This window comes from Vagococcus humatus, assembly GCF_003950325.1.
GTDB lineage: Bacteria > Bacillota > Bacilli > Lactobacillales > Vagococcaceae > Vagococcus_C > Vagococcus_C humatus.
The window spans coordinates 731,596-750,859 of sequence record NZ_PXZH01000001.1 but is presented as its reverse complement, the minus strand read 5'-3'; the positions used below and the strand labels follow the sequence as shown (position 1 = coordinate 750,859).

Below are 19,264 nucleotides of genomic sequence, written 5' to 3'. Positions count from 1 at the left end.
GTTTATTTTGTTAAACTACCTTTAAGTGAATAGAGACAATTTCTAGGATTGTTACTACTCATCTATGGATGACTAGGCAAAACCTGAGTTGTAAAGAGATAATAATGATTAGGGGAGAACCCCTTATTTGGACATGATTATTTCTTTTCAATTCAGGTTTTTTTGTCCCTTTTTATTGGCCATTTAAAGGGAGTACTGGCATCAGTCTAGTGCAACATACCTATTATGAAAAAAGGAGAGATAGTCATGGATAAAAAAGCTTTAGCCCAAGAGATTTTAACTTTGGTAGGAGGAAAAGAAAATATTAATTCCGTGGTACATTGTGCTACCCGACTACGTTTTTCTTTAAAAGATGAATCCAAAGCTAAAACGAAAGAAATTCAAGAAAATCAAGATGTTATTCAAGTTGTTCAAAGTGGTGGTCAGTATCAAATTGTGATTGGTAGCCAAGTGGGAGATGTGTACCAAGAGTTAACAGAGATATTAGGAGACCAAACTTCTGAAGACAGTGCTACTGACCAAAATCTTTTTAACCGTTTAATTGATATTATTTCATCTATTTTTACTCCATTTTTAGGAGCTATGGCAGGTTCTGGGGTGTTAAAAGGTTTCTTAATTTTATTTACGACACTAGGTTGGTTGTCAGATAAAAGTGGAACGTATCAAATTTTATTTGCAGCAGCAGATGGTATTTTTATGTTCTTGCCTATTCTATTAGCTTTTACAGCTGCTAAGAAATTTAAAGTAAATCCTTATATTGCCTCAATGACAGCATTTGCGTTAATGCATCCAAGTATGGTTGCTTTAGCTGGACAGCCTCCTGTTAAATTTTTAGGTATGCCAGTTATTATGCCGTTAGCAGGTTATGGTTCAACAGTAATTCCTATGATTTTATCTGTGTGGATTCAAAGTTATGTGGAGAAATTCATAAAAAAAGTGGTACCAGATTTTATAAAAATTATCATGGTTCCTTTATTAGTAGCATTAATCATGGTTCCTTTAACCTTCATCGCTATTGGACCAATCGGCACATTAATTGGAGATGTTTTAAGTAAAGGATACACCAGTGTTTATAATTTTAGTCCTGTCGTAGCTGGGATTGTAATGGGTGGTTTTTGGCAAGTATTTGTTATGTTCGGTATGCACTGGGGATTTATTCCAATTGGGATGATTAATTTATCTTTATCAAAATATGACACAATGGTACCAATGTTACTTCCAGCAGTTATTGCTCAAGGAGGAGCAGCTTTAGCAGTCTTTTTAAGAACTAAAAACAGTAAACGAAAAGCTTTAGCCTTTTCTTCTGCTATTACATCTTTATTTGGGATTACCGAGCCTACTGTTTACGGAGTGACTTTACCATTAAAGAAACCTTTTATTGCTGCTTGTATTGGTGGGGCTGTAGGTGGAGGAATTGTGGCTTTTAGTGGTACCAAAGCTTTTGCTATGGGGATTGTTAGTTTACTAAGTATTCCAACTTTTATCAGTCCGATTGAAGGAATTGTTTCTAATGTAACTGGTGCGATTATTGGCACATTGGTTGCCTTTTTACTTAGTTTTATTTTGACATTAGTGTTAGGGTTTGATGTGGAAGCACCTAAAGAAACAAGTTCAACCAGTGATGCTCACTTATCAAAAGAAGGAGTGGCTAAAGAAATATTAGTTAGTCCCTTAACTGGTAAGGTCAAAATGTTATCAGATATAGCGGATCCTGTGTTTAGTTCAGGTGCTATGGGCAAAGGGATTGCTATTGAACCAACCATTGGAGAATTACGAAGCCCTGTAACAGGCACAGTAGAAATTGCGTTTCCAACGGGACATGCAGTAGGTTTGAAATCAACTTCTGGCATAGAAATTTTATTACACATAGGTATGGACACGGTAGAATTAGAGGGACAAGGGTTTGAGTTACATGTAAAAAAAGGTGACCAAGTTCAGCCAGGAGATTTATTAGTTACTTTTGATTTAGAACAGATTAAACAAGCAGGTAAGCCAACAATTACACCGATTGTTATTACTAATTCAGGGGATTACTTAGATGTACTGGATTTGAATCAACAAGAGGTAGTGACAGGGGAAGCATTCTTAACAGTAGTGAAATAAAACAAGATATGGTATGCTAATAGTATAATCTGAGATGGTACCATCTCAGATTATTTGCTTGTAAACCCTAATAAAAGGTGATGAGTTTAGATGAAAATTGTTAAGAAATTAAATAATAATGTAGTGCTTTCTATCAACTCAGAAGGAAAAGAAGTGGTTGTGATGGGGAAAGGACTAGCCTTTGATAAGAAAAAAGGCGAAGAAATTCCGTCATCTGCTATTCAAAAAATCTTTGTTGTAGAAGGAACTACCCAACAGTTAGATATTTCTCACCTTTTACTAGAGATGGATAATAGTGAATTAGCATTAGCTAAACAAATAATTACTTTGGCAGAAAAAAGGTTAGGCTATCAGTTCTCTGATTTACAGTGTTTGATGTTCCTAGATCATCTTCACTATTTACTACAACGGTTGCAAGACGGTCTTCCCTTACCTAATCCGTTATTAACAGATATTAAAAAAATCTATGACACAGAGTACCAAGTAGCAGTAGAAGCTTGTCAGTTAATTGAAAGCAAGTATCCTCTTGATTTGTCAGATAATGAAGCTGGTTTTATTACGTTACATTTTATTAAAAACAGCAACCAATCTAATCAGTTTGGAGCTACTTTGGAAAGTGTTCAAATAGTTAAAGATATTTTAGGAATTATTTCAAAAAACTTTGGTATCTTATTAGATGAGAGAAGCTTTCATTACAAGAGACTGGTGACACACTTAAATTATTTTGTTCAACGTGTGCTAATGAAGGAGTATTTCCCAAAAGGAGATGAATTTTTAGTAACAGTAGTTAAGGAAAGATATCCTAAATCCTTTGCCTGTGCTAAAAAGATTGGGACTTATTTAGATAACGCTCAAAGCTATCATGTTTCAGAAGATGAGTTGTTGTATTTAACTTTACATATTCAGCGAGTGATTGCTGAAAATAAATAAAAGCCATTCTAATAGGAAGAATGGCTTTTTTGCTAGCGTTCATGGGTAAACAGGTAACGATAAATAGTTAAAACCCCAATCCACAAGAGTATAATCGGTAACATAATCGGAGCTAAATGGTTAGCACCAATATCAAGAATATAGCTCAAGGGAATTAATAGAATACCGAATAAAATAGAAATAAGTAGCGAGATATCCAAGGTTTGGACAGTCCGCTTGATTCTGGGGGGATATTTACCTTTTTTCATGTTTGTTTACTCCTTTATAATAAAAAATTAACATAAAATAAGTTTATCACTTTTTAGATGAACTGCAACTAAAAAGCCAGTTATTTTTTTACTAGGGTAAAAAAGAGACCACAAACTAAAATAATACAAATTAAGAGGTAGAGAAAGATACCAAAAGGATGATGAGGATTAATCGCATAGCCATCACCTTTTACTTTAGGCAAGAGAATTGGCTGAGTTTCGCTAGTTGGTTTAGGATATAGTAGCCACTGACGAACAAAAGATAAAATAAGTAATAAAATCACTAAACCAATTAATAAATAGGTTAGCCAAGATACTGCTGCTTGATTTTTAGTTAAAAAAGTCATTAAAACAGCTAAGCTTAATAAAGCTAAAGTTAATTTTGAAAGAACTTGATCTAATTTTTTGACACGAGATTGAGACATTTGACATCACTCCTAATGATAATAAATAAAGGGTTAATTTACCCAGCAGGTTTGGGATATAGAGTTAGTTGTAGCTTGCCATGAACATATTCTCCTAAGTACACGTCTGATAAAGCAATCGACTGTTTAGCTAGTTCAGCTAGTAACCAACTTTCTGGTTGATCGATTAACAATAAAGTTTCTTCCACGATGACGCCATTTGTAATTAAAGGAAATTTTACACTGGCTTCTCCGTATTGAATAATAGTAAGTTGACCATTTTGTTCTTGGACAGCTCGTTTAATGGATTTAGTATCAGAGTATCCAGCACTTCTTAGTTTAAACATCAAGTCGTTAGCAGACAAGCCTAATTTAAGGCAAGCAGATACATTAATTTCTCCATTACTAATTAAAATCACAGGTTTACCGTCTACAAATTGTTTAATAAGAGGGATATGTTCCTTTAAATATTTTAAGGTAACTGTTAGTAATGTCCAAATAAGGAGGACGATTAAGTATTGTAGAATCGTGATTTGTGGGTTATAAATCACTCCACCAATAATTCCACCTAAGACGTAATTTTGAATTTGGTCTAAAACAGAAGTAGGAGCTAAGTTTCCTTTTCCTGTTAAATTGATTTGAATAACTAAAGTAATAATTCCTAGCGTTAATTTAATAGCAATCGGCATAATAGGCACGAATTAAGTCTCCTTTATTGGTTAATTTGGATAATCTCTGTTTGTCTAGTCAGAAAACTTTCTTCTAAAGAGTAGGCAGAAAAATCTTCATTAAAATGAACGAAATAGACTTGTTGTTTATCGGCTTGTAACGCCATCCCGTCTTTAAGACTAGTATTGTTGACTGCTAATTGTTTAGTTGGAATATGGAGGTTGGTACTAACCGTATCCAAAAACTCAACCATTTGAGCAGATTGGTTTTGATGGATTTTTCCTTGTTTATAGTCGTTGAGTTGTAAAAGACTAATTAAAAACAAACTTAACAGTAGTAAGATGAACAGATCTCGATATTTAGTCGCTTCTTTATGTTGCAGCCACTTAACAAGGACTATAGCTAGACTAAGCAACAAACCAGCAGTTATTACAAATCTTATTTTACCAGCAGTACCTGCTTGGGATAAAAAGTACTGATAGGAATAAAAGTTCATACAAGTCCCTCCTTTTTATTCATCCTATCACAATCAGAGCAGTTGTAGGAGCAATTTATAGATAAAAAGTTTCATTGTTTTTTTTTATTAATCATGTATACTAAATTTGTTACTAAGAAGTGGGGGTTATTAGATGTTTAATCTAACAGATTGTATTGGTTTTATTACAAAGAAAGCATCAAAAGAAATCACAGATGTTTTTAATCAACGGTTAAAAAAAGAAGATATTTCTTATGCAAAGTGGACGGCTCTATTCTTTCTTGGTGAAGATGAAAGTTTATCGCAGCGAGAGTTAGCAGATAAAATGAATACTAAAGAGTCTTCTGTGGCAAGATTGTTGGACCGAATGGAAAAAGAAAATCTTTGTCAACGGGAAAAGGATTTAGAGGATCGTCGTGTTATGCATATTGCCTTAACCGCTAAAGGACATGAAAAAAGAGAGGCTCTATTACCAATTGGGAGTCAATTTCATCAAGATGCCACACAAGATATTTCACAAGAAGATTTAGATGTTTTTAAAGCTGTTTTAGAAAAAATGGTTGATAATTTAACAAATAAATAAGTGTAACTGACTAGATTAAATCACAAGAGCTGCTTGACAGCTCTTTTTTTTATCTATTTTTTTACTTTACATAGCAAGTTTTTAGGTGTAAAGTAACTTGTGAAAGTGATATCAATCACAAATTAATAGGTAAAGATAACTGAGTGGAGGTATAAAGTTGAAAGTAAGATTAACACATGAATTAGATCAGGATACTCAAACAAAAGTAGAATGGATAGGTGTAAAAGTAGGAGATGTAGTAGCTAAAGGGGAGGAATTACTACAATTAGAAGGAAGTAAATCTTCTCTTTCTGTTTTGGCAGAGGAAAGTTATCAGATTGAGGCTGTTTTAGTCGAAGTGGGACAAGAGGTCACAAATGAGGTAGCCATTTTAGAGGTAAAACAACTTGAGCCAAACTGTTGTGATACATCGGTTGTTAAAGTATCTGTTACAGACGAAGTGGCACCAGATAGTCAGACTCTTATTGCAGAGATTAATATAAATGTGGGAGATAAGGTCGTCCAAGATCAAGAACTATTTCAATTAGAAGGCAATAAGTCGACTGTGCCAGTGTTAGCGCCTAGTGATGGTATAGTCAAACAAGTGCTAGTCAATACAGGGGAAAAAGTTATGACAGGCACTGTTTTATGTGAAATAGAAGGAGAGACACAGCCATCAAACTGTTCTCAGTCTAAAGCAGTTAAGCAAGAAGTTGAACTAACACCAGATTTATTGATTATCGGTGCAGGACCTGGTGGATATGTAGCTGCTTTGTACGCTGCTAAACAAGGAAAGCAAGTTGTTTTAGTGGAAAAAGAAGCATTAGGTGGTACTTGTTTAAATGTTGGCTGTATTCCAACGAAAGCCTTAGTAAAATCTGCTGAAGTTTATCATCAATTTACGCAAGCAGCAGAATTTGGGATAGAAGTCTCTGATTACTCTGTTAATATGGGGAAAGTACTTGAGAAAAAAGAGGCTATTTGTCAAAAACTTGTGTCAGGGATTGATTCTTTAGTTAATGAACAAGGGATTAAGTTAATCAAAGGACAAGCTCAGTTTAAAAACAATCAACAAGTGTTGGTAGAAAATAAGGATACTCAGTATGTTATTCAAGCAACGGATACGATTATTGCAACAGGATCCAAGCACTCTAAGTTGCCTATTTCAGGTATAGAGCAGGACTTCGTTTTAACTAGTACGACTGCGCTGTCTTATCCTGAAACGATTGACTCTATTACAATTATTGGTGGCGGAGTTATCGGGATGGAATTTGCTTTTATGTATGCTAATTTTGGAACTAAGGTGACAGTGGTAGAATTTTCTGATCACTTACTTCCGATGTTAGATGTAGAGGTTTCTTTAGAAATACAAAAAATAGCAGAAGAAAAAGGCATTCAAGTGTTAACTCAAACGGCAGTTCAATCTCTTCATCAAGAGAAAAATGGTCAAGGGGTAGCAGTATGCCAATCAGTTAACCAAACAGATTCCTTCTTCATTGCTAGTGAAAAAGTGTTGGTAGCTGTGGGAAGAGAAGCCAATTTAGATGGTTTAGGTTTAGAAAATACGGATATAGAGTTAAGAGAGGATCAAAAAGCTATTGTCGTAAATGAAGAGTTAGAAACAAATGTTCCTCATATTTACGGTATTGGAGATGTAATTGGTGGTATGCAGCTAGCCCATGTAGCTTCTCATGAAGGTATTTGTGTAGTGGATCATTTGTTAGGCCACAATCATACTTTAAACTATGACTTGGTTCCAAGTGTTATTTTTACAGATCCTGAAATTGCCACAGTTGGTTTAAATGAAGAAACAGCTCGGCTAACTTATCCTAATCTTGCTATTAGTCAATTTCCTTTCCAAGCGAATGGAAAAGCGTTGACTATGAGAGAGGAAAAAGGTTTTATTAAATTAATGAAAGATTTAGATAGTCAACAATTAATCGGAGGAACTATTATAGGGCCAGAAGCTTCTGCTTTAATCAGCAGTTTAACCTTGATGATTGGCTCTAATCTATCTGAAAAACAAATTCTTCAGACGGTATTTGCTCACCCAACGACCGGAGAAGTTATCCATGAAGCTACTCTAGGATTTTCTATAGGGGCTTTACATTATCAAAATTAATTGAGATAATGTAAAGAGGTAAGACTCAGAAAATTATTTTTAATAGAGCGAAGTAGGCGAATGCTTGTCATTGGCCTACTTTTTATTTAGCGGTCATTCTTTACAAAATCTGGTATGAAAAGTTCTAGCAAAACAATTGAGAGTCGTAGAAGATTGGGGTACACTATAAAATATAAGATGTGTTTTAATTAAGGAGGAAAATGTATGAAAAAACAGCGTATGATTATAAGTATTGCTTTGCTGTTAATGTTTGGTCAAGTTTTAGCACCAACAGTTTATGCAGCGACAGAAAAGCCAGAAAAAACATCTCTTTTTCATAAATTAGACACAGCAGATTGGTTAAAAAATAAACCGTCTCTTTTGGATACATTAAGAGATAAAAAGACGGATTCTGCAGAAAAAGAGGAAACAGAAACCACTGAGACAGAAGTAGAAGTAGAAACACCAAAAGAAACTATTTCTGTTGGAAAAGAGGAGTCATCAGAAGAACAAAATAATCCTTCTAAGGAATTACCAAAAGAATTAGATGGGGCAATTTCTGATGAAACAAAAGAAACAAGTCGACCTAATGTAACAATTAGTAAAAAAGGAACCATTGAAATTAAAAAAACTGATGCAGACACAAAAGAAGTTATTACAGGATTTGAATTCGAAATAACTAATGACCGTGGAACTTTCCGTAAAATAATTAAAACCAATAGTGAAGGAATAGGTAAACTAACTGATTTAGAACCTGGTACTTATTTTATTAGGGAGATAAAAGCTCCGGAAGGGTATGAAACTGATGATCAAATTCACATCGTTGATTTAGATGAACAGACCCCTAACTTTCTAGTTTTATTACCCTTAACTTCTAAAAAATTATCCGATTTATTACCATTAGAAAAAAGACCGGGTAAAATCAACCTAACAAAAGTAGATGAAGCAACACAAGCTAAATTGTTTGGGGCTATTTTTGAAGTGAGAGATGAAAAAGATCGGTTTAAAGGGCATATCATGACTAACCTTAAAGGTGTCGGTAAAATGAAACGCCTGGCTCTTGGTACTTATACGTTAAAAGAAGTTCATGCTCCTTTAGGCTATGAAAAAAATGAAGGGGTTGAAACAATTACCCTTACAAAAGAAGCACCAGAAGCTTCTTTAACCATTACTAACAAAAAAATAGAATCAGAAATTCCTACTCCCACTCCAGAAGAAGGGAAAGGGAGCATTGATGTTTTAAAACTAGATAGCAAAACCAAAGAACCTTTATTTGGAGCAGTTTTAAAAGTATACGATGTTGATGATCAATATGTTGGTCAGATCATTACGAAACGAGATGGTACTGGCGCTCTGACCTCACTGTCTTACGGAACTTATATGATTCAAGAAGTACGGGCTCCTTTAGGCTATCAATTAGATTCATCCACGCATTTTGTAAAAATAAATGAGAATAATCCTAAGGGACAAATCACGTTAACAAATGAAGCGAAAGAAACAGATAAAGAAACACCAGAAACCCTTGACCGTTTAGGAATGATTCAGCTACAAGTAACGGATCAAGATAGTCAAAAGCCGGTAGTAGGTGGTGTGTATAATATTAATAATCCTTTAGGCAAAACAATTGGAACGGTAAAAATTGGATTAAATGGTCAAGGAAAAATAGACCATTTAGCTTACGGAAAATATACTATTCAAGAAAAATCGCCAGCTGTTGGCTATGATAGAGATTTAAGTGTTTATAATGTGTCACTGGATAAATATGATCCAACTAGTACGTTGAACATTACTACTAAGAAAACAACTAAAAAGGCGCTAACTTTTGGTTTAGGTCAAAATAATAGTGGTCTTGGTGGTGGAAGTGGCCTAGGCTTAGGAAGCAATAGTTTGTTACCTCAAACAGGTGAAAGTCAGAAACGTTGGTTAACTATTGCCGGAATTATCTTAATAACAGGAGTCATTACAGTTGTAGTTAAACGTAAATCTTCTAACTAAAAAAAGAATCTAGTTACCTGTTAAAAGGAGCTAGATTCTTTTTTCTTGCACTTTTTCTGAAACAAAGTATACTAGTATTATTAAAAAAAGATTAAAATAAGATGATAAAAAGGAGTGAGGGGAATGGTTAAATATTATATGTCTATTTTTTTATTAAGTGGGTTAGTTATCTCGATTAGTCTCTTTTCCCAGTCTATTAATCACTTGACTAAGGACGCCAATGTCAAAGTAGATCATTCGGATTTAGTCATTCCAGCTGCCTGTTTGTCCTTAAACAAACCAGGAGACTCATCCTTTAACTCATTAAAAACCAGTGAATTTGTTGAGCAAAAGCCGATTCGTTTGATAGAAAAAGAAGTTTTAGCAGTTAAAAAGATTGAGCCATTAGAAAAACCCTCTCAATTGACTCATAAAAAAATAGGGTGGATAACTTATGTGAAAGTCATTAGTTTTACTTTTACGCTAATTGGAAGTTTTGGAGTGATGATTTTATCTATTTTATTTAATTGGCAACGAAAAAACAGATAAGAAAAACCTTTAAGGATTTTTCTTATCTGTTTCTTCTAAACGATCTAACATGCTTTGTCGTTTGTCATGGTTTTGTGTTAAAACTTGTCCCAATTGTTTGGCTTCTTCTAGTTGTTGATCCCGAATGTCTATGGTTAATTTTCGGAAGGTTTTATTAGCCCCTTTAAAATCTCTGAAAAATTGTTCATCCTCTGGTTGCTCAAAGCCTTCTTCTTCCATATTTTTATAGGTTTGATTAAACAAAGTGCTTACTTTTTTTGAAAAAGAGGTGATTTCTTTTGCTTCCTCTTCTGATAGTTGATAGTCTTTTTCGTTAATATATTGATAAACTTCCCATTGTTTTGTATAAATTTCAGCGACAGTGTATTTAGCACCAGTTAAAGTATCCATTTTTTTTACTTGGTTTTTAAATTCTTTTTTTTCATCTAAGTTAACCGCTAACCATGTTTTATCTTTTGGAAATAAGCCAGCATATTTATCTTTGAAACTAAGGGGAACCGCCAATCCAATGAATAAAATAGCTAAAGAAGCTAATACCAATTTAGCTAAGGTTATTCGCTGTTCTTTTATATTCAATAAATAGAGTATAAGGGTAATAACTGTGCCTAAACCTCCAATTAAAATTAAAAAATTGTTCATATAAATGATTCCTTTCTCTTCTGCTTGTTGCATATGGTTTCCATTTTAACAGAATTAAAAAAGGATAGGTAGCTTAATTCTAAAAATTAGTAAAATGCTAACTTTTGTTACCTAACAATTTTGTTAGATGGATGTTAGGCAATCACATGGAAGCCTGACATAATTTCCACTATACTAGGGTTAAGTTAAAACAATTAGTTAAGGAGGAATTATAGATGAAAAAAGTAGTTAGTCTATTAGTTTTATTTGTTTCAGTAATAATGATGACAGGGTGTTCAAATAAAATGGCCAAAGTAGATATTCAGTATCAAGATTATCAAATAAGTTTATCTGAAGCTATTACTCAATATCAACAAGCCACTAATCAACAAGAGTTAACCCAAATTAGTTTTGAGCCTTCAGAATTAGCTGATAAGAAAAATGATTGGTATAAGTATTATGGTTATTATTTCTTTAATCAAGACGATAAATTTGTGGTAGACGCTAATACAGGGGAAACGTTAACTGGCACTAAAGAGGTAACCAATCAATCCACAGAAGTTTTTGGATTAGCAGAATTAACCCATGTGAAAGAACCAAAAGAAGCGATGAAAGAAGCAATGAAAGGTTCACGTTCTTCCAGAGTTATGGGATGGACATTGAAAAAATCAAAAGGGAAATTTGTTTATACAGTCGCAATCAAAACCCTAACTTCAGCTAAGGAAGTAGAAGTGGCAGGTTAAGTTAACATAAAAGATGTCTTTTTTTAGTAGAAAATTACTATTTAATGATTTTCTTTTTCTTTAAAGGAAAAAAATCTTCTGTTAACTTAGCTATAAAAGCAGTATTCTTTAAAATAAAGTGGGATATAAAAAAACGTCTAACAAAATAAGTTAGACGTTTTTTTTATATGTTTTTAAGCTAAATTATCTCAAATGGCGGGAATGTGTGGGAATCGAACCCACCTAAGAAGCTACTAACTCCTCATGCTGGTTTTGAAGACCAGAGGGAACACCAGAACCCATCCACTCCCAAATAACAAACTTAGAATAACACATGGAAACTAGGTCGTCAACCTTAAAATTAAAAAAGGGATTAAAAGTGAAGAATTAAAAATAATGAAGGGGAACAAGATAAGAAATTAATAAAAAATTTTTATTCCAGTTAATTACTATAGAGATACTATGCTATAATGAACATGAATAATTAGAGAAGAGTTTTTGTTATCTTATAATGTAAGCGTGTTATAGAACAAGGATAATTTTTTATAGACTATTTTTAGAAAAGAGTGTGTCAAATGGAAGAAACAAAAGATTTAGGTAAATTATTTATTTGTGGTGGTTGTAATGCCAAAATTGGCCCAGGTAACTTATCTAAAATTTTAGATAAATTGCCACAAACAATGAGTGACCAACTATTAGTAGGATTTGACTCAACGGATGATGCTGGAGTGATTAAAGTAAGTGATGAACTGGCTTTAATTCAAACACTAGATTTTTTCCCAACGATGGTAAGTGATCCTTATTTATTTGGTCAAATTGCAGCGACTAACGCGTTAAGTGATGTGTATGCTATGGGTGGAGATGTTTTATCTGCTATGAACATTGTTTGTTTCCCAGAAGACATGGATATTGATATTTTAGGAGAAATTTTATTAGGTGGTTCAGAAAAAGTACAAGAAGCAGGTGGTTTATTAGTAGGTGGCCACTCTATTCATGACTCCACTCCTAAATACGGTTTATCTGTAACAGGCACCATTCATCCTGACCGAGTGTTAGTTAATAATGATTGCCAAGTAGGAGACGTGTTAATTTTAACAAAACCATTAGGAGTCGGCATTATTACTACTGCTTATAGTGTAGGCGAAACGACTGAAGAAGCCTTTAAAGAAGCAGTGACTTCTATGACAACGTTAAACAAATATGCAGCAGAAATTATTCGTGAGCATCCTGTTACGACATGTACCGACGTGACTGGTTTTGGTATTTTAGGTCACTTAACAGAAATGCTTCACGGAGAACGTAGTGCTATTATTGAAACAGAAAAATTGCCTTATATAGAAGATGCTTACCGCTGTGCTAAAGAGTTTCTAATTACAGCAGGTGGTCAACGAAACCGTAACTATTTAGCAGATAAAGTTTCATTTGAAATAGATGACTATGCTATGGAAGAAATTTTATTTGATCCTCAAACATCAGGAGGATTATTAGTTAGTGTGCCACAAGACGCAGCTGAAAAGCTACTTCAAGATTTAAATCAAGCAGACATTCCAGCTAAAATAATTGGAGAAGTTGTTTCTCCATTAGAAAAAGAGATTTATATCAAATAATTGATCAAGTAATGAAAGAAGGAAAAAATCATGGAAAAAATTAATGCAATCGGAGACGTTTGTCCTGTTCCAGTTATTAAAACAAAGAAAGCTTTACGTACCACTGATGTTGTTGAAATTGTGGTAGATAATGAAATTGCTACTCAAAACTTAAAAAAAATGGCGGAACAATTAGGCTATGGCTATTCAATGAACCAAGTCTCTACTAAAGAATATACTGTGGTGATTGATAAAAACAAAGCAGATGATGAAGTATGTATGCCAATGACTCATGTTGAAGTGAACGAAGTTAAAGGAGAGTCTTATTCTGTCTTTTGTGATACGCAAGTGATGGGCCGAGGAGATGACGTTTTAGGAACGACTCTGATGAAAAGTTTCTTTTACGCTTTAACAGAACAAGACGTGTTACCGGATAAAGTGGTGTTATACAACGGGGGAGTTCATTTAGCTGTAGAAGGATCCGATGTGCTAGAGGATCTACAAACTCTTTTAGATAAAGGAGTAGAAGTTTATGCTTGCGGAGCTTGTGCTAACTTTTACGGTGTAACAGATCAGATTAAATTGGCAGAAATTACTAATATGTATCGAATTGTGGAATTAATGAGAGAAGCTAATCGGGTTGTAAAACCTTAAATCTGGCATTAGAAGAAAGGAAGACTTGCGGTGGAGTATTTACTAGTATTTGATTCAACCCATCAAGCAATTACAATGGAAACTAGGGTGAAAGAAGCGGGTCTTTTAAAAGCTCGGTTAATCCCTACACCAGAAACGATTACTGCTAGCTGTGGTTTGTCTTTAAAATTTCAAGCTACTGATATAGAGCAAATTAATGACTTTTTACAACAGGAAAGGTTTACTAAAACCGCTTATTACCGCATTGTAACCGATGGACTTCAAAAAACATTTGAACCATTAGAAGATAAGTAAGGGATTTGATAGGATGAAACATATTGTCATTGGCACAGCAGGACATATAGATCACGGAAAAACAACACTGATTAAACGTTTAACAGGTATTGAAACAGATACTACTCGAGAAGAAAAAGAACGAGGCATGTCCATTAATTTAGGATTTGCCTACGTTGATTTACCAAATGGAGAAAGAATCGGGATTGTAGATGTTCCTGGCCATGAAAAGTTTATTAAAAATATGTTAGCAGGGGTAGCTGGCATTAATTTAGTGTTACTTGTCATCGATGCAAATGAAGGAATTATGCCACAAACTAAAGAGCATATGGATATTTTAACTCTTTTAGGTATTGAAGACTTTATTGTGGTTCTAACGAAAGTTGGCGCAGTAGATGAAGAGTTAAGAGAAATCGTTTATGAAGACATCCAAGAGTCCTTAAAAGGCACGCCTTTAGAACAGGCACCGATTATTGAAACCGATGCAGTGGAAAATATAGGGATTGATAAGTTAAAAGAAGTTATCATGTTAAAAGTTGAACAATTATCAACAGACATTGTTGAAGCAGCTCCTCGTTTAAATGTGGACCGTTCTTTTTCTGTTAAAGGGTTTGGTACTGTAGTAACCGGAACATTGTTAGACGGTTCTTTAAAAATTGGGGATGAGCTGATTGCTTATCCAGGTGAAATTAAAACGAAAGTACGAAATATTCAAGTGCATGAAACCAATCAAGAGTTAGCTTATCCTGGTCAACGAACTGCTCTTAATTTAACTAAAATAGGAGTAGATGAGGTAGGCCGAGGCTCTGTCTTAACCACAAAAGCTAATGTGGAACCAACTTGGATGTTAGACACTAAAATTACTTGTTTAAATTTACCACAAAACCAATTAGAGCTTTGGGACCGAGTTCACTTACATATTGGGACAAAAGAAGTTAGAGGAAGAATTGTTCCTTTAGGAGTGGACAAGATATTAGCAGGAGAAGAAGGATTTGTTCAGTTGCGATTAGAAGAGCAGGTAGCAGTAAAAAGTGGAGATCACTTTATTATTCGCTCCTATTCGCCTGTTGTGACTATTGGTGGCGGCGTAGTACTAGAAGCCAATCCTGTTAAACATCGCCGGTTTAATGAAGAAACTCTAGCTAGTCTTAAAATTAAAGAAGAGGGAAATTTTGAAGATTTAATTTTAGATTATTTAAATAATAAAATCAAACAATTTAAAACTGCTAAAGAAATTGCTGAATACTTGAATGCTAATTTAGACTTAGTCAGAGACACACTAGATGATTTAATTGTAAAAGGACAGGTTTTCCCTGTTAGTCATACATTTTTAGGAATGGAAGAAGTCAACCGTTCCTTAGTAGAAATGGAACAAGTGTTAGAAAATTATCATAAAAAATATCGATTGCGTCAAGGGATGTCCCTAGAAGAATTCCGTTCGAAATTTGGACAATTTAAAGGGAAAGAACTAGAAGCGATGCTGAAATATCTAAAAGAAGAACAGTTGGTTCAAGTTACTGGTAGCTTAATTAAGTTAACAGATTTTGAAGTGAGTTATAATTCTTATCAGTTAAAAGAGAAAGAAAGAATTGAAAAGGTTCTAAAACAGTCAGGGCTAACCCCGCCATCTGTTGAAGAAATTTTAGCAGACAGTCCTAATGCTAAGGAAGTATTAGAGGCGTTAAACGGAGTTTCTATCTATTATTTAAATCCAGAGACGATTATTCACATGGATACGTTTAATCATGGTGTTAACTTTGTTAAGCAGCATATTACTGAAAATGGCTCTTTAACATTAGGGGAATTTCGTGATGAAATGGATACTAGTCGTAAGTATGCCATGATGTTTTTAGAACATTTAGATGAACTAGGCATTACCAAACGAGTGGAAAATAACCGAGTGTTAGCTTAAAACAAGCTAACAATTAGTTAGACAAACAGTGAGGAGGAGAAGTTTTGGGGATTTATTTTGATTATGCAGCCACATCATTAAAAAAACCACAAGCTGTGGCACAAGAGATAAGTCAGCTATTACTAAGTGAAACATGTGGCAATCCTTCTAGAGGTGCCCATGATTTTTCATTAAATGGCTACCGCAAATTATATCAAGCAAAAGAAAGGTTAAAAACGTTTTTTAATCTTCCTTCATCAGCTGGAATTGGTTATACGATGAATGCGACTATGGCACTTAATATGGCCATTCAAGGCTTATTTCAACCAGGAGATCATGTTATTACCACAAATTATGAGCATAATTCAGTGTTACGTCCACTTTATTTAAAAGAAAAACAAGGAGTGGAACTGTCTTTTGTTCCCTGTGATAAGGTAACTGGAAAAATTCACTACGATGAAATAGAAAAGTTAATTCAACCAAACACTAAAGGAATAGTATGTACTCACGCCTCTAATGTGATTGGAAATGTGATTGATTTAAGAAAAATTAGCACCATTTGTCAGAAGCACGATCTTTTATTTATTGTGGATGCCTCACAAACTGCCGGCAGTCTACCAATTGATGTGCAGGATTTAGGGATTGATGTATTGTGTTTCACAGGACATAAATCTTTATACGGACCACAAGGGATTGGCGGAATCTGTTTTAAAGAAGCGTTACCTTTTGAACCATTACTAGTGGGAGGCAGTGGTGTTCATTCCCAAGATAAAATTCATCCCCATGATTATCCAACAGTTTTAGAAGCTGGTACAACTAACTTACTAGGAATTGTTGGGCTAGATGCTAGCTTAAAAGAGTTGATGGAGCAAGGCTTAGATAAGGTTCATCAAAAACAAATGGCTATGGCCAACCGGTTTTATGAGGGGATTAAAGGGTTAGAGAAAGTGACTTTTTATGGAGATTATGAAGCAACTTGCCGTACTGGCATTGTTTCTTTTAACATAGGAAATCTTCCTTCTGCAGAGATTGCTGATTATTTGAATGAGACTTATGAAATTGCGGTTAGACCAGGTTTACATTGTGCTCCTTTAGTTCATGAAGCTATGGGAACAACTCATCAAGGTATGGTACGTTTTTCATTTTCTCATTATCATACGGAAGAAGAGGTAGATCAAGCGATTCAAGCCGTACAAACTATTTATGAAAAAGTTGAGGAGAGCTTACTGTGAAAAAAAATGTATTAGCACAACTGCCATCCGTTGATCAACTGCTAAAGCAACCAGATATGTTATCTGTTATTTCTCAATACGGAGTTGAACAAGTTAAAAAAAGTACCCAACACATTATTCAAGCGACTCGTAGCAAATTATTAGCAGGAGAAGAAGACGTGTCTTTAGAGATAGTTCATTTTATTTCAAAAATTGAACAAGCTTTACAACAAAAGCACACGCCTCATTTGTGTTCAGTGATTAATGCTACAGGGGTGGTTCTTCACACTAATTTAGGTCGTTCTAATTTAAGTCCATCGATTCAGTCTTACTTAAATGATATAGCGTTTGGTTATTCCAATTTAGAGTATGATTTAGAAAAAGGCCAGCGAGGCTCTCGTTACAGTCATTTGACTCAGATTATACAAGAACTAACAGGGGCAGAAGATGTGTTAGTTGTGAATAACAATGCAGCTGCTGTTTTATTAGCTCTTAACACTTTAGCTAATCAACAAGAAATTGTGGTTTCAAGAGGAGAGCTAGTTGAAATTGGTGGTTCTTTCCGAATTCCTAATATTATTGAATTAAGTGGGGGTCGGATTAAAGAAGTAGGGACAACAAATAAAACCCATGCTAAAGATTATAAAGAAGCCATTAATGAAGAAACTGGGGCTCTTTTAAAAGTTCATACAAGTAATTATAGAGTCGTAGGTTTTTCTGAGACAGTTAGTATGGAAGAATTGGTACAAATTGGTCATCAACATGAGCTCCCAGTAATGAATGACTTAGGTAGTGGGTTGTTGATGGATTTGACTGAGTTAGGTTTATCCTATGAGCCTACTGTACGGGAGTGCTTAGAAGCAGGATGTGACATTGTTACATTTAGCGGGGATAAATTATTAGGCGGCCCACAAGCAGGAATTATTGTAGGGAAAAAAGCCTATATTGAAAAAATGAAAAAAAATCAGTTAACCCGTGCGTTAAGAGTAGACAAGATGACGATTGCTGCTTTAGAGGGAACTTTGCGACTTTATTTAAATAAAGAACAAGTTTTTGATCAAGTACCGACCTTACGTTTATTAAAGCAGTCTCTTGCTGAAATTGAAAAAAAAGCAATTGATTTCATTCAACTAGGAAAGTCTAGTGATATTCTAGGTGATCTTACGTTATCAGAAGGCTATTCACAAGTAGGTGGAGGCTCTTATCCGATGGAGTATTTGCCGACAAAATTAGTGAAGTATACTTCACCAGTTTTTTCAGCTGCTGAAATTGAGCGAGGATTAAGGTTGTCTAAGGCTCATATTATTACAAGAGTTCATGATCAAAGCGTGTACTTTGATTTGAGAACAGTGGAGGCTAATCAGGTTGCTACTATTGTTGAAACTCTAAAGGAAATGACTACACAGGGCAACTAAACGGGATTTAAAAAAACGTTTAGTTATGTTATACTTGACTTGAAGTTGGAAGGGGATTCATTATTTTAAAAGCTCATTTTATAATAATGAAAACCCTCTAAGTAATTATTAAAAATATTCACATTGTGCATTGTATAACTAACTAGACTTTGTTAGTATTAGGTTGTAAACGTTATTAGTTTTTCACTCATGTAAGTAAAGAGACACTTACAAAGATTTTAAGGTAAAGTAATAGTTAATGAAATAAATGGATTCAGTTAACGTCTTATTTTGATAAAAACAAAGAGTTAACTCTTTGTTTTATATAAATTCTATTTTTGGAGGGATTTAAAATGGCATTAGATAACAAAAAGATCATTGTTATTGGCGACCGTGATGGTATTCCAGGACAAGCGATTGAAGAATGTCTAAAAGGCACTACAGCCGAAGTTGTTTTTTCATCCACAGAGTGTTTTGTTTGAACGGCCGCTGGGGCAATGGATTTGGAAAATCAACGCAGAGTAAAAGAAGCAGCAGAAAAATATGGAGCTGAAAACTTAGTTATCCTTATTGGTGCTGCAGAGTATGAAGCAGCAGGTCTTGCTGCAGAAACAGTTACAGCAGGAGATCCTACTTATGCAGGACCTCTAACAAACGTAGAGCTAGGTCTAGCTGTCTACCATGCTGTAGAACCAGAATTTAAAGGGTTTGTCGATCCAGATGTTTATGAAGAACAAATTGGTATGATGGAAATGGTCTTAGAAGTAGACGAGATTATTAATGAAGTCTCAGAAATTCGTAAGGAATATTCTAAGTACGCGTAATCGTACCGTAGAATAAATAAGTAAGCCTTAAACTAAGTCCAGGAGAAAATGACTCGGTGAGTTATTTCTACTTGGA

The 19,264-nt window shown here is 34.5% G+C and carries 19 protein-coding genes and 1 tRNA gene; 14 read left to right on the top strand and 6 right to left on the bottom strand.

Features of this window, described 5'->3' with window-relative positions; all coding sequences use genetic code 11:
- Positions 1 to 246: 246 nt before the first annotated feature.
- Positions 247 to 2,103 (top strand): beta-glucoside-specific PTS transporter subunit IIABC, encoded by a 1,857-nt coding sequence (locus C7P63_RS03645; RefSeq protein WP_125942794.1) that lies wholly within the window; start codon positions 247 to 249, stop codon positions 2,101 to 2,103.
- A 90-nt stretch (positions 2,104 to 2,193) separates the two neighbouring features.
- A complete protein-coding gene (locus C7P63_RS03640; protein WP_125942793.1) occupies positions 2,194 to 3,033 on the top strand; it encodes a PRD domain-containing protein in 840 nt (279 codons plus the stop codon).
- 32 nt (positions 3,034 to 3,065) lie between these two features.
- Here the strand turns inward: C7P63_RS03640 and C7P63_RS03635 are convergent, their stop codons facing one another.
- From C7P63_RS03635 to C7P63_RS03620, 4 genes are all read right to left on the bottom strand, one after another.
- Entirely contained in the window at positions 3,066 to 3,281 is a 216-nt protein-coding gene (locus tag C7P63_RS03635) for a hypothetical protein (protein WP_125942792.1), read from the bottom strand.
- 80 nt (positions 3,282 to 3,361) lie between these two features.
- A complete protein-coding gene (locus C7P63_RS03630; RefSeq protein WP_125942791.1) occupies positions 3,362 to 3,706 on the bottom strand; it encodes a hypothetical protein in 345 nt (114 codons plus the stop codon).
- Between the two features lie 38 nt (positions 3,707 to 3,744).
- Positions 3,745 to 4,374 carry a DUF421 domain-containing protein gene (locus C7P63_RS03625; protein ID WP_125943068.1) on the bottom strand — a complete coding sequence of 210 codons (630 nt, stop codon included), beginning with the start codon at positions 4,372 to 4,374 and terminating at the stop codon, positions 3,745 to 3,747.
- A gap of 23 nt (positions 4,375 to 4,397) precedes the next feature.
- A complete protein-coding gene (locus tag C7P63_RS03620; RefSeq protein WP_125942790.1) occupies positions 4,398 to 4,850 on the bottom strand; it encodes a DUF3290 family protein in 453 nt (150 codons plus the stop codon).
- Between the two features lie 133 nt (positions 4,851 to 4,983).
- Between C7P63_RS03620 and C7P63_RS03615 the strand changes: the two genes are divergently transcribed.
- From C7P63_RS03615 to C7P63_RS03600, 4 genes are all read left to right on the top strand, one after another.
- On the top strand, positions 4,984 to 5,412 hold the full coding sequence (locus C7P63_RS03615; protein ID WP_125942789.1) for a MarR family winged helix-turn-helix transcriptional regulator: 429 nt from the start codon (positions 4,984 to 4,986) through the stop codon (positions 5,410 to 5,412).
- Between the two features lie 157 nt (positions 5,413 to 5,569).
- Positions 5,570 to 7,513, top strand: coding sequence for a dihydrolipoyl dehydrogenase (gene lpdA, locus C7P63_RS03610; protein ID WP_125942788.1), 1,944 nt, complete (start codon positions 5,570 to 5,572; stop codon positions 7,511 to 7,513).
- A gap of 204 nt (positions 7,514 to 7,717) precedes the next feature.
- A complete protein-coding gene (locus C7P63_RS03605; RefSeq protein WP_125942787.1) occupies positions 7,718 to 9,487 on the top strand; it encodes an LPXTG cell wall anchor domain-containing protein in 1,770 nt (589 codons plus the stop codon).
- A gap of 123 nt (positions 9,488 to 9,610) precedes the next feature.
- Positions 9,611 to 10,015, top strand: a complete 405-nt coding sequence (locus C7P63_RS03600; RefSeq protein ID WP_125942786.1) for a hypothetical protein — start codon at positions 9,611 to 9,613, stop codon at positions 10,013 to 10,015.
- A 9-nt stretch (positions 10,016 to 10,024) separates the two neighbouring features.
- Here the strand turns inward: C7P63_RS03600 and C7P63_RS03595 are convergent, their stop codons facing one another.
- Positions 10,025 to 10,654, bottom strand: coding sequence for a hypothetical protein (locus C7P63_RS03595; RefSeq protein ID WP_125942785.1), 630 nt, complete (start codon positions 10,652 to 10,654; stop codon positions 10,025 to 10,027).
- A 215-nt stretch (positions 10,655 to 10,869) separates the two neighbouring features.
- Here C7P63_RS03595 and C7P63_RS03590 point away from each other — a divergent pair, with 215 nt between their 5' ends.
- Entirely contained in the window at positions 10,870 to 11,376 is a 507-nt protein-coding gene (locus C7P63_RS03590; protein WP_125942784.1) for a hypothetical protein, read from the top strand.
- A gap of 193 nt (positions 11,377 to 11,569) precedes the next feature.
- Here C7P63_RS03590 and C7P63_RS10265 read toward each other — a convergent pair.
- Positions 11,570 to 11,666: transfer RNA gene (locus tag C7P63_RS10265), tRNA-Sec, on the bottom strand.
- A gap of 264 nt (positions 11,667 to 11,930) precedes the next feature.
- Here C7P63_RS10265 and selD point away from each other — a divergent pair.
- The 7 genes from selD to grdA all read left to right on the top strand — a co-directional run bounded on the left by selD (position 11,931) and on the right by grdA (position 19,188).
- A complete protein-coding gene (selD, locus tag C7P63_RS03585; RefSeq protein ID WP_125942783.1) occupies positions 11,931 to 12,962 on the top strand; it encodes a selenide, water dikinase SelD in 1,032 nt (343 codons plus the stop codon).
- A gap of 30 nt (positions 12,963 to 12,992) precedes the next feature.
- The gene (gene yedF, locus C7P63_RS03580; RefSeq protein ID WP_125942782.1) at positions 12,993 to 13,595 is read left to right on the top strand and encodes a sulfurtransferase-like selenium metabolism protein YedF; all 603 of its coding nucleotides are present in this window, start codon (positions 12,993 to 12,995) and stop codon (positions 13,593 to 13,595) included.
- A 30-nt stretch (positions 13,596 to 13,625) separates the two neighbouring features.
- Positions 13,626 to 13,889 (top strand): putative Se/S carrier protein, encoded by a 264-nt coding sequence (locus C7P63_RS03575; RefSeq protein ID WP_125942781.1) that lies wholly within the window; start codon positions 13,626 to 13,628, stop codon positions 13,887 to 13,889.
- 13 nt (positions 13,890 to 13,902) lie between these two features.
- Positions 13,903 to 15,780, top strand: a complete 1,878-nt coding sequence (gene selB / locus C7P63_RS03570) for a selenocysteine-specific translation elongation factor (RefSeq protein ID WP_125942780.1) — start codon at positions 13,903 to 13,905, stop codon at positions 15,778 to 15,780.
- A gap of 44 nt (positions 15,781 to 15,824) precedes the next feature.
- Positions 15,825 to 16,991, top strand: coding sequence for an aminotransferase class V-fold PLP-dependent enzyme (locus C7P63_RS03565; RefSeq protein WP_125942779.1), 1,167 nt, complete (start codon positions 15,825 to 15,827; stop codon positions 16,989 to 16,991).
- Positions 16,988 to 18,385 (top strand): L-seryl-tRNA(Sec) selenium transferase, encoded by a 1,398-nt coding sequence (gene selA, locus C7P63_RS03560; protein ID WP_125942778.1) that lies wholly within the window; start codon positions 16,988 to 16,990, stop codon positions 18,383 to 18,385. Before C7P63_RS03565 ends, selA begins: the two co-directional genes overlap by 4 nt.
- A 332-nt stretch (positions 18,386 to 18,717) precedes the next feature.
- Entirely contained in the window at positions 18,718 to 19,188 is a 471-nt protein-coding gene (gene grdA, locus C7P63_RS03555) for a glycine/sarcosine/betaine reductase complex selenoprotein A (RefSeq protein WP_125942777.1), read from the top strand.
- Positions 19,189 to 19,264 lie beyond the last annotated feature (76 nt).

Excerpts from the sequence above, each read along its gene's own strand:
- C7P63_RS03645 (WP_125942794.1), top strand. The coding sequence starts at position 247 with ATGGATAAAAAAGCTTTAGCCCAAGAGATTTTAACTTTGGTAGGAGGA.
- C7P63_RS03640 (WP_125942793.1), top strand. The coding sequence starts at position 2,194 with ATGAAAATTGTTAAGAAATTAAATAATAATGTAGTGCTTTCTATCAAC.
- C7P63_RS03635 (WP_125942792.1), bottom strand. The coding sequence starts at position 3,281 with ATGAAAAAAGGTAAATATCCCCCCAGAATCAAGCGGACTGTCCAAACC.
- C7P63_RS03630 (WP_125942791.1), bottom strand. The coding sequence starts at position 3,706 with ATGTCTCAATCTCGTGTCAAAAAATTAGATCAAGTTCTTTCAAAATTA.
- C7P63_RS03625 (WP_125943068.1), bottom strand. The coding sequence starts at position 4,374 with ATGCCGATTGCTATTAAATTAACGCTAGGAATTATTACTTTAGTTATT.
- C7P63_RS03620 (WP_125942790.1), bottom strand. The coding sequence starts at position 4,850 with ATGAACTTTTATTCCTATCAGTACTTTTTATCCCAAGCAGGTACTGCT.
- C7P63_RS03615 (WP_125942789.1), top strand. The coding sequence starts at position 4,984 with ATGTTTAATCTAACAGATTGTATTGGTTTTATTACAAAGAAAGCATCA.
- C7P63_RS03605 (WP_125942787.1), top strand. The coding sequence starts at position 7,718 with ATGAAAAAACAGCGTATGATTATAAGTATTGCTTTGCTGTTAATGTTT.
- C7P63_RS03600 (WP_125942786.1), top strand. The coding sequence starts at position 9,611 with ATGGTTAAATATTATATGTCTATTTTTTTATTAAGTGGGTTAGTTATC.
- C7P63_RS03595 (WP_125942785.1), bottom strand. The coding sequence starts at position 10,654 with ATGAACAATTTTTTAATTTTAATTGGAGGTTTAGGCACAGTTATTACC.
- C7P63_RS03590 (WP_125942784.1), top strand. The coding sequence starts at position 10,870 with ATGAAAAAAGTAGTTAGTCTATTAGTTTTATTTGTTTCAGTAATAATG.
- selD (WP_125942783.1), top strand. The coding sequence starts at position 11,931 with ATGGAAGAAACAAAAGATTTAGGTAAATTATTTATTTGTGGTGGTTGT.
- yedF (WP_125942782.1), top strand. The coding sequence starts at position 12,993 with ATGGAAAAAATTAATGCAATCGGAGACGTTTGTCCTGTTCCAGTTATT.
- selB (WP_125942780.1), top strand. The coding sequence starts at position 13,903 with ATGAAACATATTGTCATTGGCACAGCAGGACATATAGATCACGGAAAA.